Source organism: Stenotrophomonas sp. ATCM1_4, assembly GCF_004348115.1.
GTDB classification, from domain to species: Bacteria; Pseudomonadota; Gammaproteobacteria; order Xanthomonadales; family Xanthomonadaceae; genus Stenotrophomonas; species Stenotrophomonas capsici.
The window spans coordinates 489,722-516,192 of the sequence record NZ_QPFB01000001.1; the positions used below are offsets into that span (position 1 = coordinate 489,722).

Here is a 26,471-nt window from a genome sequence, read left to right on the forward strand (position 1 = left end):
GGTGTGCGGGGGAGGCTGGAGCTTAGCAAGCGCGGTGGCGTGCGTGCGGGTAGCGGATGTGTCGACAGGCCCGGTTCGGGCCTGTCGGGGTTGCGGTACGGGCGGTGTTCAGCGACCGCTGGCGATGTCCACGACCAGGCCGCTGGCGATGGCGATCAACACGTAGCGATTGTCGATCCGGCGCCACTCATTGCCCCTTCCGGGCTTGCGCAGGCCATGGTGAGCGTAGTCGGCCACGCGTGTTCCACGATGGTGCCGGGACAGCCGCTCGCCCTTGCGGGGGGCGTGATGGGCCGACTGCGGGGCGGCATGGCGGGCGCCATTGGACGACGCGGGAGCCGGGTGCTGCTGCGCATGCGACGGTGCCGGCGGGTCGTGGCGGTCGCGGTCCTGCGTGGGGCCGGCGAAGGCACTGGCCGAGGCCAGCAGGGACAGGGACAGGGCGGTGGCGAAGATGCGCTTCATGGTGGTTTCCTGGGGGACGCGGCGGGGATGCCGCGTGCAGCACCACGCTAGGAAAAAATCCATGAACGCGTAACTAAATTCCCCGCCGCCGCGGTATCGCTTTGTATCGGCATGTAACGGCCCGCCGGGACGAGGATCCGGCGGGCCGTTGCCAGGCTCAAGCGTGGTCGACCGTGCTGGTTTCGTCGCGCTTCTCGCGCGGCGGCAGCGGCTGTTCGCCGTGCACGAGGAACCAGACGTTCTCGGCGATGTTGGTGGCGTGGTCGCCGATGCGCTCCAGGTTCTTGGCCATGAACAGCAGGTGCGTGCACGGGGTGATGTTGCGCGGGTCTTCCATCATGTAGGTCAGCAGTTCGCGGAACAGCGCGGTGTACTGCGCGTCCAGGCGGGCGTCTTCCTCGCGCAGCTTCAACGCCGCTTCGGCGTCGTTGTCGCGGTAGGCCACCAGCGCGGCGCGGACCTGCTGGGCGGCCAGGCGGCCCAGTGCGCGCACGCCCTGGATCTGCGGCATCGGCGGCACCGACACCAGCGCGATCGAGCGCTTGGCCACGTTGGCGGCGTAGTCGCCGATGCGTTCGATGTCGGCCGGGATGCGCAGGCCGGCCAGGATCTCGCGCAGGTCACGCGCCATCGGGCCGCGCAGCGCCAGGCGCATGACGTCATGGCTGATCTGCTGTTCGAGCTGGTCGATGGCCTCGTCGTTGGCGACGATGCGCTGGGCGGCCTTCTCGTCGCGGCGTTCGATCACGTCCAGCGCCGCCTCCAGCTGCGCGACGGACATCTCGCCCATGCGCACGATCTCGGTTACCAGGCGCTGCTGTTCTTCGTCGTAGCTCTTCACGATGTGGTCGTTGGGGTTGTTCATGGGCGTCAGCCGGAAAAGGGGAAACAGGAATGGGGAGGCGGGGCGTTGAAGTCCGGTGGGGCAGGGGGCGGGAGGACTGCGCTCCCGCCTGCCGGCTCCCCATTGCCCGGGCTCAGCCGAACCGACCGGTGATGTAGTCTTCGGTCTGCTGCTTGGACGGGTTGGAGAAGATGACCTCGGTGCGGTCATGCTCGATCAGGTCACCCAGGTACATGAAGGCGGTGTAGTCGGACACGCGCGCGGCCTGTTGCATGTTGTGGGTGACGATGGCGATGGTGTAGTCGTTCTTCAGTTCCTCGACCAGCTGCTCGATGCGGCTGGTGGAGATCGGGTCCAGCGCCGAGGTCGGTTCGTCGAGCAGCAGCACATCCGGGCGCAGGGCCACGGCGCGGGCGATGCACAGGCGCTGCTGCTGGCCGCCGGACAGTCCCAGCGCGCTCTGGTTGAGCTTGTCCTTCACCTCGTCCCACAGCGCGCCCTGGCGCAGCGCCTGCTCGACGCGCACGTTCATCTCGGCCTTGGACAGCTTCTCGTGGTGGCGGATGCCGTAGGCCACGTTCTCGAAGATGGTCATCGGGAACGGCACCGGCTTCTGGAACACCATGCCCACCTTGGAGCGCAGGCGGTTCATCGGGTACTTGGGCGAGAGGATGTTCTCGCCGTCCAGCAGCACTTCGCCGCGCGCTTCCAGCTTCGGGTACAGCGCGTAGATGCGGTTGAAGATGCGCAGCAGGGTGGACTTGCCGCACCCGGATGGGCCGATCAGCGCGGTCACGCGCTTTTCGGGGATCTCCAGGTTGATGCCCTTGAGCGCATGGAACTTGTCGTAGTAGAAGTCCAGGCCACGTGCGGCCAGCTTCACCGGCGCCGGTGCGTGCAGCTCCTGGTTGGAGGCAGGCACGTTGATGCGCTGCATGGGCACGGCGTTGTTGAGGTCGTTCATGGGAAGGTCCATGGGATCAGTCGTTTGAAATTCGATTGCGCAGCAGCAGGCCGCGGGCGGAGAGGCTGACCAGCAGCACGAACACGGTCAGGACCAGTGCGCCGGCCCAGGCCAGCACCTGCCAGGATTCATACGGGCTGCCGGCGAACTGGTTCATCACCACCGGCACCGAGGCCATCGGCTGGAACACGTTGCTGTTCCAGTACTGGTTGCCGAAGGCGGTGAACAGCAGCGGCGCGGTCTCGCCGGAGATGCGTGCCAGCGCCAGCAGGATGCCGGTGACAATGCCGGCCATGGCGCTGCGGTACAGCACCTGCATGATCACCTTCCACTGCGGCACGCCCAGCGCCAGCGCGGCTTCGCGCATCTGCACCGGTACCAGCCGCAGCATTTCGTCGGTGGTGCGGATCACCACCGGCAGCACGATGAAGGCCAGCGACAGCGCACCGGCGAAGGCGGAGAACTGGCCGCCGGTCTGCATCACGTACAGCGTGTAGACGAACAGGCCCAGCACGATCGACGGCGCCGACAGCAGGATGTCGTTGACGAAGCGCACCACCGTGCCTGCCTTGCGCGCATTGCCGTACTCGGCCAGCCAGGTGCCGGCGGCCACGCCCAGCGGCGTGCCGATGGCGATGGCCAGCGCGCACATCACCGCGCTGCCGAAGAAGGCGTTGAGCAGGCCGCCTTCCTGCATCGGCGGCGGCGTCATCTTGGTGAACAGGTCGAGGTTGATGCCCGGCAGGCCCTTGGACAGCAGCGTCCACAGGATCCAGCCGAGGAAGAACAGGCCGAACAGCGCGGTGGCGCAGGCCAGCAGCAGGGCCAGGCCGTTGGTGATGCGACGACGCAGGTACAGCGCGTCGGCGGCCTTGTGGGAAGCGACGGTGGACATCAGTTGCCCTCCTTGCGGGACAGGCGCAGCAGCATCAGTCGGGCGATGGCCAGCACCACGAAGGTGACGATGAACAGCACGAAGCCGAGCAGCAGCAGCGCCGAGCGGTAGGTTTCGGTGGCTTCGCCGAAGTCGTTGGCGATCAGCGCGGCGATGGTGGTGCCCGGCTCCAGCAGCGACGGGGTCAGGCGCACGCTGTTGCCGATCACGAAGGCCACGGCCATGGTTTCACCCAGGGCGCGGCCCAGGCCGAGGAACACGCCGCCGATCACCGCCGAGCGGGTGTAGGGCAGCACGATGTCCCAGCTCACTTCCCACTTGGTCGAGCCCAGCGCGTAGGCCGACTCCTTCAGGCGGGTCGGCACGGTGAGGAACACCTCGCGCATCACCGAGGAGATGAACGGGATCACCATGATCGCCAGCACGAAGCCGGCGGTGAGCATGCCTATGCCCAGCGGCGGCCCCTGGAACAACGCGCCGATGACCGGCAGGCCGCCGAGGTTCTCGTTGAGGAACGGGGTGACGTACTCGGTCATCACCGGCACCAGCACGAACAGGCCCCACATGCCGTAGATGATCGACGGGATGCCGGCCAGCAGTTCGATGGCGGTGCCGACCGGGCCGCGCAGCCAGCGCGGCGCCACCTCGGTCAGGAAGAAGGCGATGCCGAAGCTCACCGGCACGGCGATCAGCATGGCGATCAGCGCGGTGACGATGGTGCCGTAGATCGGCGCCAGCGCGCCGAACTTGTTCTCCACCGGATTCCAGTCGGCGGAGTAGAAGAAGCTCAGGCCCTGTTCCTGCAGGGCATGGCGGCCGCCCCACAGCATGGACAGCGCGGCGCTGGCCAGGGCGACCAGCACGAAGATGACGGTGGCGATCAGGAACCAGCGGAACAGCCGGTCATTGCGGGCATCGCGCACATCACGCGAGCTGGGCGAAGCGAGGGACGGTGCGATGGCATTCATGGCAGCGGCGTAGGCCCAAGGGGGAGGCGGTTTTGGTTCTGTCCCCGGTATTCCGGGAAGGACACAGCGGTGGCAACGTTGTCCGCGCGGTGGCGGGGGAAGCGGAGGCGTTCGTCATTCCCGCGAAGGCGGGGATCGTTCCTGCCTTTACCCCCGATGCAACCCCGGAAGCAGGAGCGGTTCCCGCCTTCGCGGGAATGACGACAACAGCAACAACGACAACGGTCCTGCGGGTACTGCTTGCAACCTGCACGGGTGCGCCAGCGGCGCACCCGTGTGGTTCCATTACTTGAACTCGGCGGCCCAGTAGCTTTCGATCTGGGTCACCAGCTCCGCCGGCAGCGGCACGTAGTGCAGTTCGTTGGCCTGGGTCTGGCCGTTCTCGAAGGCCCACTTGAAGAAGGCCAGGGTGTCGGCGCTGCGCTTGGCGTCCTTCGGCTGCTTGTGCATCAGCATGAAGTTGGTGGCGGTGATCGGCCACGCATTGGCGCCCGGGGCGTTGGTGATGACCAGGTTGAAGTCCTTGGCGTTGGCCCAGTCGGCGCTGGCGGCAGCGGCGGCGAAGGTCTCGGCGGTCGGTTGCACCCAGTTGCCGGCGGCGTTCTGCATCGACGCGTACGGCATGTTGTTCTGCAGCGCGTAGGCCAGCTCGACGTAGCCCAGCGAACCCTTGATCTGCTGCACGTAGGAGGCGACGCCTTCGTTGCCCTTGCCGCCCACGCCATCCGGCCACTGCACCGAGGTGCCTTCGCCGACCTTGTCCTTCCACTCGCCGCTCACCTTGGACAGGTAGTTGGAGAAGTTGAAGGTGGTGCCCGAACCGTCGGAGCGGTGCACCAGGGTGATCTTGGTGTCGGGCAGGGTCACGCCCGGGTTGGCATCGGCGATGGCCTTGTCATTCCACTGGGTGACCTTGCCCAGGAAGATGTCCGCCAGCAGGGCGCCGCTCAGGCGCAGCTGGCCCGGCTGGATGCCTTCCAGGTTGACCACCGGGACCACGCCGCCGATCGCCGACGGGAACTGGCCGAGGCCGGCCTGGGCCAGCTCTTCGCTGGACAGCGGCTTGTCGGAGGAACCGAAGTCGACGGTGCCGGCCTTGATCTGGGCGATACCGCCGCCCGAGCCGATCGACTGGTAGTTGATCTTGGCGCCGGTGGCGGTGTTGTAGTCGGCCGACCACTTCGACACGAGCGGGAAGATGAACGAGGCGCCTGCGCCGGAGATCTCGGCGGCAACCTTGTCACCCGCGGCCGGGGCACCGGCAGCAGCGTTTTCCGGGTTGGAAGCGGTGGGGTTGCCGTTGTTGCCACCGCAGGCCGACAGGCCCAGGGCAATGGCCAGGGAAAGGGCGGCAAGGCCGGTCGTGTGCAGCTTCATGCGTCACTCCATAGCGGGAGAAAGGCTGGCGGCGCCAGCGGATGCGGCTATGAAATGATGTTTTTGTTACAGCCTGATTACATGCTGAAAAAAATCTGAAAACCCCATGTTCATCAATGGGCTACAGGATGCAACGGGGTGTCCGGAAACGGCCGGGACAGCGGTGCTGTGTGACGCGTTTGACCTTCCGGATGACGCCAGGGCGGAATGCCGGGGCATGCCCGGCAGGGCCTTCCCGTTGGCACCGCGGCGGTGCGTAATTCCGTGCTGCCGGGATGTGCAAAAAAAGGCGCGGATCGCTCGATCCGCGCCTGAGGCGACGAGGGAGAGGGACTCGTCGGCTCTACACTCAGTAACGCGCGTTCTGCTGCCAGTAGGTTTCGATCTGGCGGACAAGGCTGTCCGGCAGCGGCACGTAGTCCAGCTGGCGGGCCTGTGCATCACCGTTGGCGTAGATCCAGCGGAAGTAGTCCAGCGCGGCCTTGGCGCCTTCGGCGGTCTTGGGCTGCTTGCGCATCAGGATGAAGTTGGTGGCGGTGATCGGCCAGGCCTGCTCACCCGGGGCGTTGGTCATCACCAGGTAGAAGTCGCGGGCATTGGCCCAGTCGGCGCTGGCGGCAGCGGCCGAGAAGGTCTCGTCACGCGGCTGCACGAAGTTGCCGGCGGCGTTCTTCATGCGCGAGAAGGTCAGGCGGTTCTGCAGCGCGTAGGAGAACTCGACGTAGCCGATCGAACCCTTGATCTGCTTGACGTAGGCGGCGACGCCTTCGTTGCCCTTGCCGCCGATGCCGACCGGCCACTGCACGCTGGTGCCTTCACCGACGCTGGTCTTCCAGTCGTTGTTGACCTTGGACAGGTAGTTGACGAAGTTGAAGGTGGTGCCCGAACCGTCGGAGCGGTGCACGACGGTGATCTTCGCGTCGGGCAGGGCCAGGCCGGCGTTGAGGGCGACGATGGCCGGGTCGTTCCACTTGGTGATGCGGCCCAGGAAGATGTTGGCCAGGGTCGGGCCGTCGAGCTTCATGGCACCGGCTTCGACGCCGGCCACGTTGATGACCGGCACCACGCCGCCGATCACCGACGGGAACTGCACCAGGCCCGAGGAGGCCAGTTCTTCCGGACGCAGCGGAGCGTCGGAGGAGCCGAAATCGACGGTGTTGGCCTTGATCTGGGCGATGCCGCCGCCGGAGCCGATCGACTGGTAGTTCACCCGCTTGCCGGTGGCGGCGCTGTAGTCGGCCGACCACTTGGACATGACCGGGTAGATGAAGGAGGCGCCAGCGCCGGTGACATCGGTGGCATTGGCGGCGAACACGGACGACGCGGCGAGGATGGCGACGACGGCGCGCGATTTGATGGCGTGGATCACGAATGGCTCCTGGGAGGTGAATGTGCGGTGAGTTCCGCCCGGCGCCTATTCCATAACCATTTGATGACAACGCAGCGTCTGTCATATGACGACGCGGTGACAGCCGCAACCTGCTCAGAAGCTGGCCGTGATCGCCTCCGGCAGCGGGTAGCTGCGGCCCTTGGGTTGCAGGGTGTAGTGCTTGACCGGCAGCGTGTGGCGATCCTCCACGCATTGGCCGGCGGCATCCTCGCGGTTGATGATCCCGGTGATGCGCTCGCGCACCCGCAGGGTGGCAAAGCCCTGTGCCGGCGGTGGCTCCACTTCGAGGGTCCGCTCGACGTCGTTGAACTCGCCGGTGCAGCGGGTGTCCCATTCGCCGCTGAAAAGGTTCATCACGATCTGGCCGGTGACCGGCGTGAGCCGGTCCTTGTCCAGCACGAACAATTGCAGGCGTGTGTCAGAGAACGGGTTGGGCTGCGAGGAGCCACTGCGCGAGATGCGCACGCCGAACGCGCGTACGTCCGCGGACAGGCGGTAGCGGGCGGTGTCCAGGCTGACGCCCTCGATGCGGACGGCGTCGCTGCTCATCGCGCCGGGCAGGCGCACGGTGGCGCGCGGGCGCAGCGTGGTGGTGTCGACCACCAGCAGGTCCAGGTCGCCGTCGCGGTAGGAGCCGTCCTCCTGCCATTCACCGAGCAGCGGCACGGCCATCAGGGTCAGGGAGGTGTCGGCCGGCCAGACACGACAGACGCCCTGGGTGGCGTCGATGCGCATCTGGCCATGTTCCGGCAGGGTGCCGGCGGGCAGTTGCGCATAGGCCTGGCGGATGCGGGTGGCGCTGTCGGCGCCGCAGTCCTGGGCCAATGCCGTGACGGGGAGGGCGAGCAGGAACAGCAGCAGGGCGATGCGCATGATCAATCCGTTGATGACGTAGAACCGCAGCATAGCCGCTCGCCCGGCGAGGGAACGGCCTTGGCCGCGAGGCCGGAAATGCATCCGGCCGCGAAACGACGAACGGCGGACTGGCTTCCGACGAGGATCACGACAATGGGTATTCCCGCGTTCGGAACGACGACGGGCTTCGCGGCCAAGGTCGTTCCCCCAAGGAAAAAGAGAACGCCCCTTGCGGGGCGTTCTCCTCGATCATCGCTGCCTGGGCTTACCAGAAGAACTGCAGGCGGGCTTCCAGGATGTTCGGCTTGTCGCTGAGGAAGGTGCGGGCGCTGGAGCTGTACTTCTTGCTGTCGACCATCACGTAGTTCAGCGAGGCCTTGAAGTTCGAACGCCAGTACCAGTTGGCGCCCACGGTCCAGATGTCCATCTTGCCGCCGAGCACGCCGTCCACCAGCGGAGCACCACCGATCACGGCCGGGGCGCGCAGGCCACCGTCGTTCAGGTCGATGCTGTCGAAGCGGGCGCCCAGCTGCCACATGCCACGGCCCGGATCGTCCGGCAGGCCCAGGCTCGGGGTGCCGCCCTTGTAGCCCCAGGTTTCGCCGGTGACGTTCCACACGCCGCTGACGTAGTAGCCGTCGGTGGTGTAGTTGTCATGGTCGTAGCGCTTGACCTTGGAGTTGTAGTACTCGGCCTGGGCCTTGAACGGACCCTGCACGTACATGGCTTCGGCACCGATGGTGCTGATGCGGTCGCTGTCCTTCAGGTCGCCGCTGTCGACCAGGCGCACGGTGGCCAGGTCGGCGTTCGGGCGGGCGCGCCAGCGCAGGGTGTCCGCGTCGGTGTCGTAATCGACGTAGCTCAGGCCCAGGTGCAGGATGTTGCCCTTCTCGTTGATCGGGGCGAAGGTGCCGCGCACGCCGTAGCCGCTGCCATGGGCCAGGTCGCGGGTCAGTTCGCGGCCGAACGCCGACGCGGTGACCGACCAGTCGCTGTCACCGATGCTGTAGCCCAGGCCGAGGCGACGGGCCACGGCATAGGTGTTGGTCACGGTGGCCTTGGAGATGAAGTCGTTGTTCTTGGTGCTGGACAGCTCTTCCAGGCTGTTGGGCTGCTTGAACTGGCCGGCCTGCAGGTAGTGGTTGCTGTTGCCGCCCAGCTTGTACTTCAGGTTGGTGTCCAGGAACTTGTCGGCCTTGGCGTCGTAGCCGACCACCCATTCCACGTTGCCCGGGCCCTTGCCCTTGAGCACCAGCTCGGCGCGGCGCAGCTCGAACTCGCTGTCCTTGCCGTTCTTGGCGACGCCGTTCAGGTCGGCGCGGTCGTTGTCGAACCAGTTGCCATCAGCCTGCACCAGGCCTTCGAAGGTGATTTCGGAGCCGCCGATGACATCGATGGCGATTTCGGCGTGTGCAGCCGGGACAAACAGCGCCGACACAACGGCTGCAGTGAGGAGTTGGCGATGCAGTTTCATGGATGGGTAGCCTTGCAGGCAGGTTGAGGATGCTGCGAAGGCTAGGGCGTAAAGATTGCGTAAATGTGACAGTCCGGCGACGACCTTCCGCGCACGCAACGCCCATGCCCGCGTATTGGACGCGGGCGCTGTTACGGTCAGGTGTCGTGCAGATGGCAGCCGGCCGCGCTCAGGCGTCGGCCGTCTTGTCCTTGAAGTGACACAGATCGCGGATCACGCATTGCGGGCAGTCCGGCTTGCGCGCCTTGCAGACGTAGCGGCCGTGCAGGATCAGCCAATGGTGCGCGTCCTGCAGGAATTCCCCTGGGATCACCTTCAACAAGCCATCCTCCACCGCGCGCACGTCCTTGCCGGGCGCCAGGCCGGTGCGGTTGGCGACGCGGAAGATATGCGTGTCCACCGCCATGGTCGGTTGCCCGAAGGCGGTGTTGAGCACCACGTTGGCGGTCTTGCGGCCGACGCCGGGCAGGGCTTCCAGCGCGGCGCGGTCGGCGGGCACTTCGCCCCCGTACTTCTGCACCAGGATCGCGCAGGCGGCGATGACGTTCTTCGCCTTGGCGTTGAACAGGCCGATGGTGGCGATGTAACGCTTGAGCCCTTCCTCGCCCAGGTCGAGGATGGCCTGGGCGGTGTTGGCCACCGGGAACAACTTGCGGGTGGCCTTGTTGACGCCCACGTCGGTGGCCTGCGCCGACAGCGTCACCGCCACCAGCAGTTCGAACGGCGTGCTGTATTCCAGTTCGGTCTTGGGGTGCGGGTTGAGCTCGCGCAGGCGGGTGAACATCTCCCGCACTTCCTCGCGGCTCATGCGCTTGCTGGCACGCGGCGTCGACGGCTTCTTCACCGTCGCAGCGCTTGCTGGGGTGGCGGCGTTGCGGGGCGCGGCCTTGCGCGCCACGGCTTTCTTCACGGTGGGGGCAGTCATGCAGTGGGCTTTCCCGCGGCCCGTGCCTTGGCACGGGCGAGGATGGCGGCCGCTGCCGAGGGCAGGGCGGGTTTGTGGTCCGGTGCCGGCGGTGGCGCGCGGCGTGCTTCGCGTTCGGCCGCGCGCCGGGCCAGCCGTGCATCGCGCGCGCGGTGGCGTTCACGCGCGGCCCAGGCCTGGCGCAGGCGCTGCTGTGCTTCCAGCAACGGCTGTACCTGCGCGGTATCCAGCCCGGCGGCTTCGGGCGCGTACTCCATCAGCCCGGCGCGCACGGCGGCGTCGATGTCGTCGTCGGCGATGAACTGCAGCAGCTGTTGCGGTGTGGCGGTCACGGCAGGCATCGGTGCAGCTCAGCGGTTCCTGAATTCCGGCTTGCGGCGTTCCAGGAAGGCCGAGGTGCCTTCGCGCATGTCCTCGGTGGAGAAGGCCAGGCCGAACTGCGCGCTTTCGTACTCCAGTCCTTCCTCGATGCCGCACTCGCCGCCGACGTTGATCGCGTCCAGGATGCCGCGCAGTGCCAGCGGCGCGGCATGGGCCAACTGGGTGGCGATCTTCAACGTCTCCGCCTCCAGCTCGGCGGCCGGCACCACCCGGTTGACCAGGCCCAGTTGCTGGGCGCGGGCGGCGTCAATCGGCGCGCCGAGCAGGCACAGCTCCAGCGCCGCGGCACGGCCGGCCAGGCGCAGCAGGCGCTGGGTGCCGCCGAAGCCCGGCAGCAGGCCCAGGTTGATTTCCGGCTGGCCGACCTTGGCGCTGTCGGCGGCGATGCGCAGGTGGCAGGCCATGGCCAGCTCCATGCCGCCGCCCAGCGCAAAGCCGTTGATCATCGCGATGACCGGTTTTTCCAGGCGTTCGATGCGGCGCATCAGGCGCTGGCCGACCAGCGAAAAGTCGCGCCCCTGCACCGGGGTCAGGCCATTCATCTCGGCGATGTCGGCACCGGCCACGAACGCCTTGGGGCCGGCCCCGGTCAGGACCACCACGCGCACGTCGTCGGCCTGGCCGGCCGCGGCGAATGCCGCATCCAGGGCTTCCAGGGTCTGGCGGTTCAATGCATTGAGCTTTTCCGGACGTTGCACGGTGATGGTACGGATACCGTCGCGGGTGGCGATCGAGACCGGGGCGTCGGACATATGGTGAAGCTCCTGAAAAGTTAAAAAAAAGTGAGTTTTGAACTAAATCGAACCCATGTGGGTCAGAGCCCGGGTCGTCAGTGGCGGAGCGCCTTTGTGACGGCTATCCTAACCCGTCGCCTCAAGCGGCATGGTTGCCCTGAGACACCTTCCCTGGAGAACAGTTTGATGAAGTTGCGTTCTATCGCGGTCGCCGTGGCCGCTCTGGCCATCACCGGCACTGCATTCGCCCAGGACGTCTCGTCCGAAAAGGGCAAGCTGAGCTATTACTTCGGCTATGACTACGGCAACAACCTGGCTGAACTCACCGGTCGCGGCGAGCAGCTGGACATCGCTTCGGTGGTGAAGGGCCTGCAGGATGCCTACGCCAAGAAGCAGCCGGCGATCACCGCCGACCAGCTCAAGCCGGCCGTGGAAGCCTTCCAGCGCCGTGAGCAGAGCCGTGCCCAGGCCGCCAAGGCCGAGTACGACAAGGCCGCCGCCGACAACAAGACCCGTAGCGACCAGTTCATCGCCGCCAACCGGGCCAAGCCGGGCGTGCAGGCGCTGGCCAGCGGCGTGCAGTACCGCGTGATCGAAGCCGGCAACGGCGCCAAGCCGACCCAGGCCAGCACCGTTGCGCTGGAAGTGGCCGGTCCGTTCCCGTACGGCCAGCGTCCGACCGAAGCCCGCCCGGCCCAGTCGATTCCGTCGATCAAGGTCAGCGAAGTTGAAATGGCCGCGATGCGCGAAACCCTGCTGCAGATGCCGGCCGGCGCCAAGTGGGAAGTGACCCTGCCGCCGGAACAGGCCTACGGTGCCGACCCGCGTACCCCGTTCCCGCCGAACGTGGCCGTGCAGTTCGAGATCAAGCTGGTCAGCGTGAAGTAATCCACGCCAGTTGCACGGAAACACGAAGCGCCGGTGCGAAAGCACCGGCGCTTTTTTGTGGGTGTACATCCGGATCGATTCCGGGCTTACGCGGAAAGGGGCCTGACACACGACCGGCGCCACGCGGGCGCCGGTCGTGGTACTGCAGGGTTGAAGCGCGGGCTTACAGCGATGTCACCTTGGCCGCGCAGGAGCGGATGCTGGCCTGCTCGACGTTGCTGACCATGCCCAGTGCCTTCAGGTCCGAGGCGGTGTCGTTCATGCAGCGCAGGTAGGCGCCGCGGTTGCCGTTGGCGCTGGTACGGCACAGGCGGTCCTGTGCCTGCACGTTGGCACCGGCGATCAGGCCCGGGTTCTTGAACAGTTTCACGCCGGTATCGCAGGTGCCGATACGCGCCGTGCCGGTGTTCAACACCCAGCCCTCGTCGGCGAACACGCCCAGGGTCAGGTCGACGATGCGGGCACCGTCGGTTTCATCACTGTTGGCCGGCTCCATCAGGGCGTCGGGGATCAGCACGCTCTCGAAGTGCGAGAACGACGAGCCGCTGGCGACCGTGGCAGGGGCGTACAGCAGCGGACGCCCGCTGGGATCGGCACCGGCCATCTGCCCGGCCACTTCGCCCAACGCCGCGGTCATCGCCGCACCGCCCTGGGCTCCTGCCTTGATGCGGTTGGCATCGGTCAGGTTGACGCTGACGGTGGGAATGTTGGCGGTGACCGTTGCATCCTCGGCCATGCCCGGTGCGGTGCCCGGATCACCGGAGCTGGCCACGTTGCCGATGATCGCCGCGACCGCCCCGGCGGCTTCGGCGTTGGCGGCCTTGATCTCGAAGGCGCAGCCGCCGCGGTTGATGTAAGCCACCTTGCCGGTAAGGCTGCCGGCTGGCAGGGCCTCGCAGGCATCGGCGGTGTCGCTGCCGGTGCCGTCATTGGCAACCACCACGCTGCCGGCGAAGTTGTCGGAGGTGGCCTTGGGCCCGAACGAAGCCGTGCCGTAGAACTGGGTGACCAGGGTGGGGCTGATGCCGCTGATGGACAGCACCACCGCCGGATCCAGCCACAGCGGCGCCTGCGCACGGGTGCTGGCACCATTCCAGGCCGGGCCGCCGCGGGTCTTGATCGAGGTGGCACGCAGCGCGTTGGTCATGCTCGCGTCGGTGAAGCGCTTGCCGGTGAGGTTGTCGAACGCATTGTCGGTGTACACGTCCGAATAGCCGTAGTAGCTGGGGATGCCGGTGCGTTCGCCCAGGCGCCCGCTGGTGTAGCCGACGAAGCCGGAGAAGCCCAGGCCGTGGCCGATCTCATGCAGCACCACGTCCAGGAAGTTGATCTGCCCGGCCGGCGTCTTGCCATCGAGCCCGTAGTACCAGCCCGAACCGGTCATGCACGGCGTGCCGTCCGGATTGGTGCCGCCCAGGTTGTTGTTGAAGCGGCTGGTGATGTCGGTGCCGGACGAGCTGATGCTGATGCGCGAGCCGTTGATCGCGTTGGCCAGCGGGCCGTGGTAGATCATGCCGAGCTGGCTGCCCGAGGGCGCGGAGGTGGCGATCCATGCGGCGCCGGCCGAGCCCAGGGTGCCGCCGGTGGCGGTGCAGGTCAGGTCCTGGAAGCTGGCGCCGACGAAGGTTTCCACGTCGCTGTTCAGCACTGCCCCCCACAGGTCGGCGGCGTAGCGGTAGACGATGCGGCGCTGTTCACCGACGGTCTTGCCCGGGTTGCCGCCTTCCGGCGCGCGTGCGGTGGGGTCATTGAGGCCCTTGCCAACCGGGTCCTGGTTGACCGGGGTGATCACGGCCGCTTCGGCCGACGCGGCGAACAGGCTGGCGCCGATCACGGCGCAGAGCAGATGCGTCTTCATTTGCTGACCTCCTGGCGTCCATGCGACGGCGGTGCGCCGTTCTCCAGCACCTGCACGCTGCCATCGGCAGCGCGTTCGACGGTGAGTGAATTCATTGCCGAGACCGGCAGTTCCGCGCTGCTCATGCCGTTGGCATGGGTGCGGATGGTGGCGGTGGCCTGGGCGCTGTTCTGCGGCATGCGTGCCCAGGCGGCGTTGGTGGCGGTGCTGCTGCCGGCGGCGCTACGCGCCGTGGCGGGCATGGCGTTGGCCTTCTCGGAGAGGGCGCGGATTTCTGCGTCGGTGAGCTTGCGCAGCTTGCCGGTGGTGGGGTCGATGCCGGCGACCATGCCACTCTCGGCCGTGGTGGCCGGGGCTTCGGTGGTGGATGGTTCGGCGGCGTGGGCGGCAAGGCAGGTGCCCAGCGCAAGCGCGGTCAACAACAGGGAAGGTTTTGCCACTTTCATTTCTGGCTCCGTTACAGAGTGAAAAACGAGAGGCCCCAGCGCAACGAAGGCAGCAGTGGTGTGGTGGGCGTGCCACCGGACCCTGCGGACTGCGTGACGTGGTTTCGTGTTTCCCCCTGACGGCAACCCGAGTGTGCATGGGGATGAACGTCAGTTCAATAGACTTGATGTCCGTCACAAGTTTTACTGTGCAGGCGTCAGGGCGCCGCCGTTGGGGCGCGGCCGTTCCGCCGGCATCGCGATCACCGACCCGCGCGGAACAGCGCGACATCACGCCCTGTCCAGCCTGTGCGCTGTCCTCGCGCCGCGCTAAGCTGGGGAGATGTCTGAATTGATGGGTTCTCCGGTTCGTGCCGTCTCCAGCCCCTGCATCGGTGTGTGCGCACTGGACGCGGAAGGCCTTTGCCGAGGGTGCTGGCGCACGGGAAACGAGATCGGGAGCTGGATGCGCATGAGCGAGAGCGAGCGTCGCGGATTGATGGAGCAGGTGTTGCCGGGGCGTGCGCGCCAGGCGGCCAGCTTCGCCGAGCGCCTGGCCGGGCGTGATCGCCTGCAGCAGGCCCTGCTTCCGCTGACCCGCGTGCCGGCCGGACCGGGCTGGAACCGCAGTGAACTGGAAGACCTGTTGCCGCCGGGGCCGCCGGTGGAGGCCGCGGTGCTGGCCGGGCTGGTGCCGCGCGCGCAGGGTACGCAGGTGCTGCTGACGCGCCGCACCGAGGCATTGCGCAACCACGGGGGGCAGGTCGGCTTCCCGGGCGGCCGGATGGAAAAGCGCGACCGTAATCCCCTGGCTGCCGCGCTGCGCGAGAGCAACGAGGAAATCGCCTTGCCATCGCAGCAGGTGCTGGCGCTGGGGTACCTGGACCCGTTCATCACCATCAGCGGCTTCCGGGTGACGCCGGTGGTGGCGGTGGTGGACCCGGATTTCGTGCCGCGCCCGGAGCCGGGCGAGGTGGCCGAAGTATTCGAAGTGCCGCTGGACTACCTGATGGATCCGGCCAACCTGCGCCACGTGGACGTGGAGCACCGCGGCCGGGTGCGGCATGTGCTGGAGTACACCTGGCCGGGCCAGCGCATCTGGGGAGCCACGGCCGCCATCCTTTACAACCTGCGTCGTCGCCTGGAGCACGTGAGATGAGCCTGACCGGATTGCCGTGGACCACGCTGGTCGATGTTCCCCGCCTGGCCGCCGCGCTGGCCGGGCCGTCGGTGCAGGTGCTCGATGCACGCGCCAACGCCAGCACCGCGGTGCGGGTGGTGGACGCGCGTTTCTCGCTGGCCGACCCGCAGTCGGGGGCGGCGCAGTACGCGGCGGGGCACATCGCCGGCGCGCTGCATGCCGACCTCAACCGCGACCTGTCCGACCTGGGCAGGCAGGGGCATGGCCGCCACCCGCTGCCGGACAGCGACACCTTCGCCGCGACGCTGGGCCGCTGGGGCATCGGCCCCGACACCCAGGTGGTGGCCTATGACGCCGCCGACGGCAGCATGGCGGCCGCGCGCCTGTGGTGGCTGCTGCGCCTGATCGGCCACCGCAACGTTGCCGTGCTCGATGGCGGGCTGGCGGCCTGGCAGGCGGCCGGCCATCCGCTCGACAGCGAGGTGCCGGAAGTGACCGCGCTGGGGCCGTATCCGGGCCGGTTCGACATGGACCAGGTGGTGAGCGCCGACGAGGTGCAGGCGCGCCTGGCACAGCGGCCGGGGTGGCTGGTGGACGCGCGCGCGGCCGAACGCTATCGCGGTGACGTCGAGCCGCTGGACCGGGTCGCCGGCCACGTGCCGGGGGCATTGAACCGGCCGTTCGGCATGAACGTGCATGAAGGGCGCCTGCGCCCGGCGGCGGAACTGCAGGCCGAACTGGGCGCGCTGCTGGGTGACCAGCCCGCCCGGGAGACGGTGCTGATGTGTGGGTCCGGGGTGACCGCCTGCCACCTGCTGCTGGCGTTCGAACATGCCGGCCTGGCGGGGGCGCGCGTGTTCGCCGACTCCTGGAGTGGCTGGTCCAGTGATCCGTCACGACCCGTGGCGGTAGGCTGACACGCGAAAGAACCAAGGGCCTCGGGGGAGACATGGTTTCGATGAAAGGGGCGTTCCTGCTGTCGCTGGCGTTGATGCTGGCGGCCTGTACGCCGGCCAATGACCCGTTTGCCAACGACGCGCTGCAGCACCCCTACGACGTGCGGCAGTACCAGCGTGACGTGGAGCAATGGCGCACGCAGCGCCTGGCACGCTTGCGCGGGCCGCAGGGCTGGCTCAGCTACGTGGGCTCGGGGCGGCTGGAGGCCGGGACGACCTATTCGGTCGGCAGCGCGCCCGATAGCGACGTGCGGCTGCCGTTGGGGCCGGAGCGGGTGGGCCGGCTGAGCATCGACGCGGCCGGCAAGGCCACCATCGAGGGCTACCCGGGCACCGGCGTCACCCTCAACGGCCAGCCGCTGCGGGGCGCCACGCTGCAGCCGGCGGGTGATGGAAAGGAGGCCAGCCGGCTGCATTTCGGCAGCGCCGAGTTCTACCTGGTGCGGATCGGCAACGTGCTGGGCTGGCGTTGCCGGGATACCAACGCGGCGCTGCGGCGCGGCTTCCGCGGCATCGAGCACTTCCCGGTGGACCCGCGCTGGCGGGTGGTGGCGCGCTGGAAACCGTTCCCGCGCCCGGCTCCGGCGATGCTGCTCAGTTCGATCGGCACGCCATTGCCGGCCGTCGCGCCCGGGGAGGCCGAGTTCGAGGTCGGGGGGCGCCACTATCGCCTGCAGGCGATGCAGGATGCCTCCGAACCGTTGTCGCCCAACCTGTTCTTCATCTTCACCGACCTTACCGGCGGCCGCGAGACCTTTGGCGGCGCGCGTTACCTCAATGCATCGGCACCGCGTGATGGCGAGGTCGTGCTCGACTTCAACCGCGCGCAGAACCCGCCCTGCGCATTGAGCCGGCACGTGGTGTGCCCGATCGCGCCGGCGGTCAACCGGCTCGAGCTGCGGGTGACCGCAGGCGAGAAGTACCAGTTCGTGGCCGAATAGGCCGGGCTCAGAGCGGCAGTGGCTGCAGGGTGACCGCGCCGAGCACCTGCGTCCACGGGAACTGCGGGCCGGGGTCGAGCTTGCGCGCGACCTCGCGGGTCGGGTCGTCGCTGGCCGGTACGCGCGCGGTGTCCAGCTGCTCGTGGCCGGCGATCCAGCGCAGCGCCGGGAGCTGGTCCGGCAGCCATTGCAGCAGGCGCACCAGTGATGCGATCTGGGCCTCGGGGTAGGGCTCGCCCATCTGCTGGGTGCGTGAGTCGAACCAGTCCGGGTAACGCCCGGTGTTGACCAGCTCGATGCCGACCGAGCGCGGGTTGATGCCGCGCACGTGGTGTGCCACCCGCTCCAGCGCCACGTACTGCAGGATGCTGCCGTCGCGGTCGATGTAGTAATGGCCGCTGTTGCCGGTGCCGCTGTCGTAGACGGTGCGCTCGCCGTATTGGCGGGCCGTGGCCAGGTCCGGCAGTTCGGTGCAGTGGATGACCACCAGGTCGACGTCGGTGAGCGCGCGGCTGCCCAGCAATGGTTCGTAGGGCAGGGGCGCGGCGATGATCGGGGGCGGCAGAGGCATGTGCGGATGCTAGCATTCGTCGATGAATCCCGATCTTCCCGCCTGCCAGCCATGAGCCGCGGCCACTGCATCCTTTCCCACGGTTTCGAGAGTGGCCCTGACGCCACCAAGGTCACCGCGCTGGCCGAAGTCGCCGAGCGGCTGGGCTGGACCCACGAGCGCCCCGACTACACCGACCTGGATGCCCGCCGCGAGATCAGCCCGGTCGGTGACGTGCCGGCGCGGCTGCAGCGCTTGGTCCAGCGTGCCGGCGAAATGGCCGCGCGTGGCCCGCTGGTGCTGGGCGGCTCCAGCCTGGGCGCCTACATCTCGGCGATCACATCGCTGCATGTGCCGGTCAAGGGTCTGTTCCTGATGGTGCCGCCGACCACGATGGGGCCGATGCCGGCGCTGGACGCGGCCGCGGTGCCGATCAGCGTGGTGCACGCCTGGCATGACGAGATCATCCCGGCCGAGGAGGTGATCCGCTGGGCCGGGCAGCGCTCGGCGCGCCTGTTGATGGTCAATGACAGCCACCGGCTGATGCGCAACGTCGAGGCCTCCGCGCAGGCCTTCGAGACCCTGCTGCGCTCGCTCTGAGCCCCGTCAAGCCGGCGTTCCGGCGCGTTGGCCGGCAACTGCCTACAATGGCGCCCCTGGATGCCGTCCGGGGCCGGCCGTCGTGCCCGCCCGCATCCCCTCCTTTCCGACAGTTGATCCGATCCCGTGAAATTCTTTGTTTCCTGCGCCAAGGGCCTTGAGTACCTGCTCGCCGACGAACTGCTGGCGATGGGCCTGCCCAAGGCCACCGCCACCATTGCCGGCGTCAATGCCGAAGGCGAGCTGCGCGATGCGCAGCTCGTGGTGCTGTGGTCGCGGTTGGCCAGCCGCGTGCTGTGGCCGCTGGAAGAGTTCGACTGCCCCGACGAAGCCGCGCTGTACCAGGGCGTGGTGTCGATGCCGTGGGAAGAGCATCTGGACGCCGACCTGACCCTGGCCGTGGACGCGCATGTGTCCGGCACCGCCATCACCCACGCGCGCTTCGCCGCGCAACGGGTCAAGGACGCGGTGGTCGACCGCCTGCGCGGTGAAGGCCTGGAGCGCCCGTCGGTGAACGTCGATCTGCCGGACGTGCGCATCAACCTGTCGCTGCGCAAGGGCCGCGCCACCATCTCGATCGACCTGAGCGGTGGCCCGATGCACCGTCGCGGCTGGCGCCAGTCGCAGAACGATGCGCCGCTGAAGGAAAACCTGGCCGCCGCGGTGCTGATGCGCGCCGGCTGGCCGAAGATCCATGCCGAAGGTGGTGGCCTGCTCGACCCGATGTGCGGCAGCGGCACGCTGCTGATCGAGGGCGCGCTGATGGCCGCCGATGTCGCGCCGGGCCTGCAGCGCCACGGCAGCATTCCGCCGAGCCGCTGGCGCGGCTTCGATCAGGCGCAGTGGAAGGCGCTGATGGGCGAGGCGCGCGAGCGCGAGCAGGCCGGGCGTGCCGCGCTGAAGCAGGTCATCCACGGCAGCGACATCGACCCGCAGGCGATCCGTGCCGCCAAGGAGAACGCCGAGGTGGCCGGTGTCAGCGAAGCGATCTGGTTCGGCGTGCGTGATGTCGCCGACATGCAGGTGCCGCCGCAGGAGATTGGCTGCGTGGTCTGCAATCCGCCATATGACGAACGCCTGGCCGCCGACGCGGTGCTGTACCGTCGCATCGGTGATGCGCTCAAACGCGCGGTGCCGCAATGGAAGGCCAGCCTGCTGTGCGGTAGCGCCGATTTGGCCTTCGCCACGGGCCTGCGCGCGCGCAAGACCTACCAGCTGTTCAACGGTGCCATCGAGTGCGCGCTGATCGTCTGCGACCCCATCGCGGTGCCGGCGCGCGAGAACGATGGCCAGCCGCGCGAGCTGAGCGAAGGTGCGCAGATGGTGGCCAACCGCCTGCGCAAGAACCTGAAGAAGTTCAAGAGCTGGCTGGCGCGCGAGGACATCACCTGTTTCCGCGCCTACGACGCCGACCTGCCCGAGTACGCCGCCGCCATCGACGTCTACCGCGAGGATGGCGGCAAGGGCCGCACTTTCCTGCATGTGCAGGAGTACGCTGCGCCGGCCACGATTCCCGATGCCGACGTGCGCCGCCGCCGCAACGAATTGCTGGCCGCCGCGCGCGAGGTGTTCCAGGTGCCGGCCGAGCAGGTGGCGCTGAAGTCGCGCGAGCGCGGCAAGGGCGGCAGCAAGTACGGCCGTTTCGAGCAGCGTGGCGAGTTCATCCTGGTGCGCGAGAACAATGCGCTGCTGCGCGTGAACCTGTTCGACTACCTGGACACCGGCCTGTTTCTGGACCACCGCCCGCTGCGCCGGCACATGGCCGAGCAGGCACGCGGCAAGCGCTTCCTCAACCTGTTCTGTTACACCGGCGTGGCCAGCGTGGAAGCGGCGGTGGCCGGCGCGGTTTCGACTACCAGCGTCGACCTGTCCGGTACCTACCTGCAGTGGTGCGCCGACAACCTGGCCCTGAACGGCATGGGCGGCAGCCGCCACCAGCTGGTGCAGGCCGATGCGATCAAGTGGCTGGAAGCCGAGCAGGGCCAGTTCGACGTGATCTTCTGCGACCCGCCGACCTTCTCCAACTCCGCGCGCGCCGAGGACTTCGACGTGCAGCGCGAGCAGCTGCGCCTGCTGCGCGCGGCGGTGGCGCGCCTGGCGCCGGGCGGCGTGCTGTATTTCTCCAACAACTTCCGCCGCTTCAAGCTGGAAGAGAACGCCATCGCCGAGTTCGCGCGCTGCCGCGAGATCAGTGCCAGGACCATCGGCCCGGATTTCGAGCGCAACGCCCGCATCCACCGCGCCTGGGAACTGCAGCGGTTGGGATGAGACGATGAGCGCGGGAGGCAGCATGGCAGCATCGTCCATCGTGTTTGAAGGCTTGCTGCTGCGGCCCTTCGAGGACAGCGACGCGGAGCCGTTCGCCGAAGCGGTACGCGAGTCGGCCCAGAGCGTGGGCCGGTGGATGCCATGGGCAACACCGGACTACGACACCGTGCAGGCGCTGGCATGGTTCGCCGACTGCCGTGCACGACGCGAGCTGGGGGAGGCACTGGAGTTCGGGGTCTTCTGCGCGCAGACCGGGGTCTTCCTTGGCGGCGCGGGCTTGAACGAGATCCAGCGTGGCCACCGGTTCTGCAACCTGGGGTACTGGGTGCGCACGTCGCGCCAGGGGCACGGCATCGCGCCACGCTGCGTGCGCGCGCTGGCGGCGCATGGGTTCGACCACGAAGGCCTGCAGCGCATCGAGATCGTGGTGGCGGTGGGCAACACCGCCAGCGAAAGGGTGGCGGTGAAGTCCGGCGCATTGCACGAGGGCATCGCGCGCAACCGGCTCATCGTCCATGACCGGCCCGTCCCGGCACACCTGTTCTCGCTGGTGCCCTGACCCTATCGACAGGAACGGCCTTGGCCGTGAAGCCGATACTGCCTGGCGCGCCCGGTCGTTGGACGATGGAGGCGTATCCGGATACATCATCGGCTTGGCGACCAATCTCGCTCCTGCGCGTTCAGGGCACGACGGTCGCGGCCAGGCCGATGACCGGCAGGGCCCAGGCCAATGGCACGATCCAGCGGGGCCGGTAGGGGTACAGGCCGAACGCCAGCAGCAGCCCGGCGGCGGTCAGCGCCCCCAGCCACAACACCGGGCCGGCGGCCCAGCCGTGGTCGGCGACGCAGACCGCGTAGGCCAACGCGAGCAGGCCCCAGCCCAGCCAACGCCACAGCGGCGTGCGTTCGGAGCCGCGCTGCAGCTCGCGCTGGTGCTTTTCCATGGCCAGCGACAGCGCGGTGAACGCCGCGAACGACAGCCCCAGGGCGAGCAGCATCATGCGCCCGCTCCCGCGGCGGCCGCCTGCTGGCGACGCTTCTTCTCCGCCGCACTCAAGGGGGGCTGCCAGTGCTGCATGCGCCAGCCGCAGTAGGCCAGTACGACGCCGAACACCAGCATGAAAAGATCCACGCCGGCCAGCGGCCAGTCGCCCTGCAGCAAGGTCACGCCCAGATGGGCGTGCGTGGTCAGTGCATTGACCAGCGGAATCAGCGCGAACATCGCCGCGCCTACGTACAGCTGCCAGGCCCACATCATCCGCTTGGGCCAGATGAATGCCGCCAGCAGGGCGGCCCCCCACGCGTAGAAGAACACGTTGGCTTCGGCCGCGCTGCGTTCGGCCAGTTCCACCGGCAACAGCCGGTTGCCCCAGAAATAGGCGGCGAAGGCGATCGGCAAACCCGCCACCGCGCCGATGTTCAGGGCATCGACCAGACGCAGGCCGAAACCGGTCCTGCCCGACTTGGCGTGCTTGGGGCGCTCCTTGACCGCCCACAGCACCACGCCGCTGGCCACCATCAGGCAGCCGATCAGGCCGGAGACGAAGAACAGGGCGCGCAGCCCCCAGTCGGCAAAGCGGGCCAGGTGCAGGCCGTACATCACGCCGCGGGTCTGGGTGGCACCGCCCGGTGCCGGGCTGCCCTCCAGGCGCACGCCGGTGAGGGCGTCGTAGCGCAGCGAGGGCGTGTCGATCGACAGGCGATGGCCGTCTCGCTGCAGCACGTCGACCACCGAGTTGTCCGCGCCCGGGCGATGGACGGTGAAACCCGCCATCTCGGCGCCGTTCCATTCCTTGCGGGCACTGTCCAGCAACTGCTGGATCGGTAGCGGCGGCGCGCGCCCTTCGGCCGGGCCTTCGACGTCGGCCATGCGTGCGAAGGCTTCGGAGAAGAACGCATCCGGGTCGTCCGGATAGGCCGCCTTCACGCCCCATGGCAGGTACAGGAACATCAGGGTGACGATGCCGGTGTAGGTGATCATGGCGTGGTACGGCAGCGCCATCACCGCACTGACGTTGTGGAAGTCCAGCCAGGAACGCAGCCCCTTCTGCGGGCGGAAGGTGAAGAAGTCGGTGAAGATCTTCTTGTGGGTGATGACCCCGGTGATGATCGCCACCAGCATGAACATCGCGCAGAAGCCGACGATGTAGCGTGCCCAGATCACCGGGATGTAGTGCAGGTCAAAATGCAGGCGGTAGAAGAAGTCACCGCCGCGGGTCTCGCGCGCGCTGACTTCCTGGCCGGTGTTCGGGTCGACGGTGGCGTCACCGAAGCGACCGCCGCCACGTCGCCGCCGCGTCTGGCCTTCAGCTGGCGGCGTGGCCATCGATTCGGGGTTGCGCCAGAACATGCGCATGGCCGGGTTGCGTGCATCGGGCAGGGTGACGGTCCAGCTCTCGGCCTGCGGTGCCTTGCGCTGCAGGAAGCGCACCGCGTTGGCGGCGGCGACGTCGCTGCTGACCGTGCTGCGTGGCAGCTCCGGGCGCATCCAGCGGCTGATTTCCTCGCGGTAGTAGCTGGCGGTGCCGGCCATGAAGATCAGCAGCAACAACCAGCCGACCAGCAGGCCGGTCCAGGTGTGCAGCCATGCCATCGATTGGCGGAATCCGTTCTTCATGCCATCACCCCCAGCCATTCGGCGGCCATCCAGAACAGCGCGGCGGGCAGCACGATGCCGAGCCAGGCGCGCAGCGCGCTGCGCGTGGCGAACGCCCACAGCGCGGCGCAGGCGCACAGCACGATGGCGACCAGCATGCCGGTCAGCACGGCCTGGCTGCGTGGTAGCGGCAGGGCAAGGGCGAAGAACATCGCGGAAGTGGCGGCGAGCGCGTACCCGCCGACGATGGCGGCGATGCTGCGCGAGAGCACGCCCAGCCAGGGGCGTGCGAGGAAGTGCTCGATTCGGGCGAGCCAGGAGCTGGCGATGGGCGTGCTGTCCACGGAAACCTGCGGTGAGGGCTGGAGCGGGCAGTGCCGGTGGCGACCGGCGCTGCATGAAGTGGCCATCCCTGGCCGGCGCCGCGTGCGGCGCGTCCCCAAAGGCGTTACAGCTTCCAGCGCAGGGTCAGCTGCACGTTGCGCGGCTCGCCCCAGTACACGCCGTTGTAGAAGCCGACGTTGCTGTAGTACTTCTTGTCCAGCAGGTTGTTGACGTTGAGCTGGGCGCTGAAGTTGGCGTTGAAGCGGTAGCCACCGGACAGGTTGAGCAGGTAGAACGCGTCCTGGGTCATGCGCACGCTATCGGTACGCCCGGTAACCAGGTAGTCCGGTGCCGGCCTGGCACCGTTGCGCCAGATCTCGCTCTGCCAGGTAGCGCCACCGCCCAGCCAGAAGCGGCCGTCGATGCCGCCCGGACGCCAGCTGGCGTTGAGGCGGAAGGTGTTGACTGGCGTGGTGGTGTTCTGGCGCACGCCTTTCTGGTTCTCGATCACGGTATGCGCGTAGCCGGTGGACAGGTTCCAGTGCTCGCCGAGGCTGCCCTGTGCTTCCACTTCCCAGCCCTGGACCTTGTTGCCCTTGCCGGTGGAGCGGTAGGCATCGCTGCCATCGGGCAGGAACTTGGCCGGCACGCTGTCATCGAGCTCGGCCACGTTGTCCTTCTCGCCCTTGAACACGGCCACGGAGGTGTTGAGCAGCCCGTCGAAGAACTCGGCCTTGAGGCCGGCTTCCCACATGTCGCCGACCACCGGCTCCAGGTAGCTGTTGTTCTTGTCGCGGTAGTTCTGCGGCTGGAAGATGTCGGTGTAGCTGGCGTAGGCGCTGAAGGTGCGGTTGATGTCGTAGATCAGGCCGAAGTACGGGGTCAGCGTGTTGTCGGGTTTGTAGCCGCCACGGGTTGTGCCGGTGCGGTTGCCGGCGTTGTCGTAGCTGTAGCGCCAGCTGCGGGTTTCCCAGGTGCTGTAGCGCGCACCGGCCACGGCCAGCAGCGGGTCGGCCAGCTGCAGGCGCGCGGCCAGGTAGGCGCCGCGCTGGCGCAGTTCGTCCTGCGAGCCGAGGTAGCCATTGCGGACGATGGGCAGCTGCGGCACGTCGCCGGTCCAGTTGCGCCAGTCCGGCACCTGCGCGTAGTTGTCCGGGTAGTCGGGGATGCTGATCGACGGCGCCTTGCTCTTGCGCAGCGACTGGCCGTAGCCGAACACCACTTCCTGGGCGTGGCCGAACAGCTCGAAGGCGCCGGTGACGTTGACGTCGGCCACGTCCATCGTGCTCTTCTCGGCGAAGTGCGAGATGTAGGCGGTCACCCCGGTGCCGTCGGGCCGCGGGTTGCCGGCCGCGCCGTACCAGACGCTGCCATCGGTATCGCGGTCGGCATGGGTGAAGCTGCCCTTGATCGTCCAGTTGCCGCCCAACTGCTGCTCAAGGCGCGCGAAGCGGGTCTTCTCCACGATCGGCCACTGGCTCCAGCTGGCCGACAGGTTGGTCGAGCGCGGCAGGTTGGCCGGCTTGCCATCCACGCCCCAGTACGGCACCACGCCCCAGGTCACGCCGGTGGTCTTGGGCGACTGGTACTCGTACCCCAGCTCCAGCAGGGTGCTGTCGCTCAGGTCGGCCTGCACGATGCCGTAGAACACGTCCTTGTCCAGCTTGTAGACGTCGCGGAAGGAGTCGCTCTGCTGCTTGGCGCCGACCACGCGCGCGCGGATGCGGCCATCCCAGGCCACCGGTCCACCGAGGTCGAACTCCATGCGCTGGTTGCTCCAGCGGCCGACGGTTAGGTTGGCGCCCATCTGCAGGGTGTCGGTGGGGCGCTTGCGCACGAAGCTGATGGTGCCGGACGGATCGCCGGCGCCGGTGGTCAGGCCGGTGGCGCCGCGCACCACTTCGATGCGCTCGTAGATCACGTTGTCGGTGTTGGTCTTGATCGACCCGCCGAACGTGTTGAGCATGCCATCGACCTGGAAGTTGGTGATGTTGTAGCCGCGCGAGACGTAGTTGATGCGTTCGCTGTCGGTCACCGAGACGTGCACGCCGGTGACATGGCCCATCACGTCCTGCAGCGAGAACAGGCCCATGTCATCCAGCCGTTGGCGGGTGATGACGGTGACCGACTGCGGCGTCTGGCGCAGCGACAGGTCCAGCTTGGTCGCGGTGCCGGTGTGCTTGACGGTGTAGGAGTTGGCCAGTTCGCCTTCGGCCACGACCTTGACCGTATCCAGCGTGGCCGGGTCGCGGGCGGCGTCATCGGCCAGGACGGGCGCGGCGTGGGTGGCCAGGGCGGCGGCCAGGGCGCTGGCCAGCAGTGAGAAGTGCAGGGATGTGGGGGCAGGGCGTTGCATCGTGGTTTCCTGGTGGGCGAAAGGGTGGCCGACCTGGAATTCGCCCATGGCGACGCCTCACGCCATGCGTGAGCAACGTTGCGGGGTAGTGCTCCCTGAAGTCAGCCGCGTGCACAACGCGAGGCCGTTGGCATCGCGTGGCAGGAGTTGTAGTGGGGGTACACGGGGCTTGGCGGGGAACGCGCGGGGCGTCCATGCCGCGGGAGGCTAAGCGTACTGCCTATGAACGAAACGATAACGATTCTTATTGGCAATGGCAAGCGTCATTGTCACAAACGACCTCATCTCCCCAGGAG

Annotated in this window: 26 protein-coding genes; 7 read left to right on the top strand and 19 right to left on the bottom strand. The window is 67.8% G+C overall.

Going from position 1 to position 26,471, the window contains the following annotated elements; translation table 11 throughout:
- Window positions 1–108: 108 nt before the first annotated feature.
- From ATCM_RS02240 to ATCM_RS02295, 12 genes are all read right to left on the bottom strand, one after another.
- Window positions 109–465 carry an RcnB family protein gene (locus ATCM_RS02240; RefSeq protein ID WP_132862636.1) on the bottom strand — a complete coding sequence of 119 codons (357 nt, stop codon included), beginning with the start codon at window positions 463–465 and terminating at the stop codon, window positions 109–111.
- Between the two features lie 157 nt (window positions 466–622).
- On the bottom strand, window positions 623–1,330 hold the full coding sequence (gene phoU, locus ATCM_RS02245) for a phosphate signaling complex protein PhoU (protein ID WP_132862637.1): 708 nt from the start codon (window positions 1,328–1,330) through the stop codon (window positions 623–625).
- Window positions 1,331–1,442: 112 nt separating this feature from the next.
- The gene (pstB, locus tag ATCM_RS02250) at window positions 1,443–2,273 is read right to left on the bottom strand and encodes a phosphate ABC transporter ATP-binding protein PstB (protein WP_132862638.1); all 831 of its coding nucleotides are present in this window, start codon (window positions 2,271–2,273) and stop codon (window positions 1,443–1,445) included.
- Between the two features lie 16 nt (window positions 2,274–2,289).
- A complete protein-coding gene (gene pstA, locus ATCM_RS02255) occupies window positions 2,290–3,168 on the bottom strand; it encodes a phosphate ABC transporter permease PstA (protein ID WP_132862639.1) in 879 nt (292 codons plus the stop codon).
- Window positions 3,168–4,136 carry a phosphate ABC transporter permease subunit PstC gene (gene pstC / locus ATCM_RS02260; RefSeq protein WP_132862640.1) on the bottom strand — a complete coding sequence of 323 codons (969 nt, stop codon included), beginning with the start codon at window positions 4,134–4,136 and terminating at the stop codon, window positions 3,168–3,170. The genes pstA and pstC overlap by 1 nt, the downstream gene beginning before the upstream one ends.
- Window positions 4,137–4,421: 285 nt before the next feature.
- Window positions 4,422–5,513 carry a phosphate ABC transporter substrate-binding protein PstS gene (gene pstS / locus ATCM_RS02265; protein WP_132862641.1) on the bottom strand — a complete coding sequence of 364 codons (1,092 nt, stop codon included), beginning with the start codon at window positions 5,511–5,513 and terminating at the stop codon, window positions 4,422–4,424.
- Window positions 5,514–5,862: 349 nt separating this feature from the next.
- Complete coding sequence (gene pstS / locus ATCM_RS02270; RefSeq protein ID WP_132862642.1) at window positions 5,863–6,882, bottom strand: phosphate ABC transporter substrate-binding protein PstS; 1,020 nt, start codon at window positions 6,880–6,882, stop codon at window positions 5,863–5,865.
- Window positions 6,883–6,996: 114 nt separating this feature from the next.
- On the bottom strand, window positions 6,997–7,776 hold the full coding sequence (locus ATCM_RS02275) for a hypothetical protein (protein WP_132862643.1): 780 nt from the start codon (window positions 7,774–7,776) through the stop codon (window positions 6,997–6,999).
- Between the two features lie 247 nt (window positions 7,777–8,023).
- Complete coding sequence (locus ATCM_RS02280; protein ID WP_132862644.1) at window positions 8,024–9,232, bottom strand: OprO/OprP family phosphate-selective porin; 1,209 nt, start codon at window positions 9,230–9,232, stop codon at window positions 8,024–8,026.
- A 169-nt stretch (window positions 9,233–9,401) separates the two neighbouring features.
- Window positions 9,402–10,040 (bottom strand): endonuclease III, encoded by a 639-nt coding sequence (gene nth, locus ATCM_RS02285; RefSeq protein WP_132866043.1) that lies wholly within the window; start codon window positions 10,038–10,040, stop codon window positions 9,402–9,404.
- A gap of 113 nt (window positions 10,041–10,153) precedes the next feature.
- On the bottom strand, window positions 10,154–10,498 hold the full coding sequence (locus ATCM_RS02290; protein ID WP_132862645.1) for a hypothetical protein: 345 nt from the start codon (window positions 10,496–10,498) through the stop codon (window positions 10,154–10,156).
- 9 nt (window positions 10,499–10,507) lie between these two features.
- Complete coding sequence (locus ATCM_RS02295) at window positions 10,508–11,290, bottom strand: enoyl-CoA hydratase-related protein (RefSeq protein WP_132862646.1); 783 nt, start codon at window positions 11,288–11,290, stop codon at window positions 10,508–10,510.
- Between the two features lie 168 nt (window positions 11,291–11,458).
- On the opposite strand from ATCM_RS02295, the gene ATCM_RS02300 reads away from it, so the two are divergent.
- Window positions 11,459–12,160 (top strand): FKBP-type peptidyl-prolyl cis-trans isomerase N-terminal domain-containing protein, encoded by a 702-nt coding sequence (locus ATCM_RS02300; protein WP_132862647.1) that lies wholly within the window; start codon window positions 11,459–11,461, stop codon window positions 12,158–12,160.
- Window positions 12,161–12,323: 163 nt separating this feature from the next.
- Here the strand turns inward: ATCM_RS02300 and ATCM_RS19415 are convergent, their stop codons facing one another.
- Together ATCM_RS19415 and ATCM_RS02310 are read right to left on the bottom strand one after the other, a co-directional pair.
- Window positions 12,324–14,018 carry a PA domain-containing protein gene (locus tag ATCM_RS19415; protein WP_132862648.1) on the bottom strand — a complete coding sequence of 565 codons (1,695 nt, stop codon included), beginning with the start codon at window positions 14,016–14,018 and terminating at the stop codon, window positions 12,324–12,326.
- Entirely contained in the window at window positions 14,015–14,464 is a 450-nt protein-coding gene (locus tag ATCM_RS02310; RefSeq protein WP_132862649.1) for a hypothetical protein, read from the bottom strand. Before ATCM_RS02310 ends, ATCM_RS19415 begins: the two co-directional genes overlap by 4 nt.
- A gap of 334 nt (window positions 14,465–14,798) precedes the next feature.
- Between ATCM_RS02310 and ATCM_RS02315 the strand changes: the two genes are divergently transcribed.
- The 3 genes from ATCM_RS02315 to ATCM_RS02325 are packed head-to-tail and all read left to right on the top strand — an operon-like array spanning window position 14,799 to window position 17,481.
- Entirely contained in the window at window positions 14,799–15,602 is an 804-nt protein-coding gene (locus tag ATCM_RS02315; RefSeq protein ID WP_132862650.1) for a CoA pyrophosphatase, read from the top strand.
- Window positions 15,603–15,604: 2 nt separating this feature from the next.
- Window positions 15,605–16,501 (top strand): sulfurtransferase, encoded by an 897-nt coding sequence (locus ATCM_RS02320; protein ID WP_207911838.1) that lies wholly within the window; start codon window positions 15,605–15,607, stop codon window positions 16,499–16,501.
- A 41-nt stretch (window positions 16,502–16,542) separates the two neighbouring features.
- Window positions 16,543–17,481 (top strand): DUF1684 domain-containing protein, encoded by a 939-nt coding sequence (locus tag ATCM_RS02325; protein ID WP_165931101.1) that lies wholly within the window; start codon window positions 16,543–16,545, stop codon window positions 17,479–17,481.
- 7 nt (window positions 17,482–17,488) lie between these two features.
- On the opposite strand, the gene ATCM_RS02330 is transcribed toward ATCM_RS02325, so the two are convergent.
- A complete protein-coding gene (locus ATCM_RS02330; RefSeq protein ID WP_132862653.1) occupies window positions 17,489–18,052 on the bottom strand; it encodes an N-acetylmuramoyl-L-alanine amidase in 564 nt (187 codons plus the stop codon).
- A 51-nt stretch (window positions 18,053–18,103) separates the two neighbouring features.
- On the opposite strand from ATCM_RS02330, the gene ATCM_RS02335 reads away from it, so the two are divergent.
- The 3 genes from ATCM_RS02335 to ATCM_RS02345 all read left to right on the top strand — a co-directional run bounded on the left by ATCM_RS02335 (window position 18,104) and on the right by ATCM_RS02345 (window position 21,458).
- A complete protein-coding gene (locus ATCM_RS02335; RefSeq protein WP_132862654.1) occupies window positions 18,104–18,631 on the top strand; it encodes a hypothetical protein in 528 nt (175 codons plus the stop codon).
- Between the two features lie 126 nt (window positions 18,632–18,757).
- Window positions 18,758–20,899: a bifunctional 23S rRNA (guanine(2069)-N(7))-methyltransferase RlmK/23S rRNA (guanine(2445)-N(2))-methyltransferase RlmL gene (gene rlmKL, locus ATCM_RS02340; protein WP_132862655.1), complete on the top strand. Its 2,142-nt coding sequence runs from the start codon at window positions 18,758–18,760 to the stop codon at window positions 20,897–20,899.
- Between the two features lie 22 nt (window positions 20,900–20,921).
- On the top strand, window positions 20,922–21,458 hold the full coding sequence (locus ATCM_RS02345) for a GNAT family N-acetyltransferase (protein WP_132862656.1): 537 nt from the start codon (window positions 20,922–20,924) through the stop codon (window positions 21,456–21,458).
- A 121-nt stretch (window positions 21,459–21,579) separates the two neighbouring features.
- On the opposite strand, the gene ATCM_RS02350 is transcribed toward ATCM_RS02345, so the two are convergent.
- The 4 genes from ATCM_RS02350 to ATCM_RS02365 form a co-directional block, all read right to left on the bottom strand.
- Window positions 21,580–21,900, bottom strand: coding sequence for a DUF3325 domain-containing protein (locus tag ATCM_RS02350; RefSeq protein ID WP_132862657.1), 321 nt, complete (start codon window positions 21,898–21,900; stop codon window positions 21,580–21,582).
- The gene (locus ATCM_RS02355; RefSeq protein WP_132862658.1) at window positions 21,897–23,516 is read right to left on the bottom strand and encodes a PepSY-associated TM helix domain-containing protein; all 1,620 of its coding nucleotides are present in this window, start codon (window positions 23,514–23,516) and stop codon (window positions 21,897–21,899) included. The genes ATCM_RS02350 and ATCM_RS02355 overlap by 4 nt, the downstream gene beginning before the upstream one ends.
- On the bottom strand, window positions 23,513–23,839 hold the full coding sequence (locus ATCM_RS02360; protein ID WP_243693940.1) for a DUF3649 domain-containing protein: 327 nt from the start codon (window positions 23,837–23,839) through the stop codon (window positions 23,513–23,515). The genes ATCM_RS02355 and ATCM_RS02360 overlap by 4 nt, the downstream gene beginning before the upstream one ends.
- Before the next feature lie 104 nt (window positions 23,840–23,943).
- Window positions 23,944–26,175 (bottom strand): TonB-dependent siderophore receptor, encoded by a 2,232-nt coding sequence (locus tag ATCM_RS02365; protein WP_132862660.1) that lies wholly within the window; start codon window positions 26,173–26,175, stop codon window positions 23,944–23,946.
- Window positions 26,176–26,471: the final 296 nt, after the last annotated feature.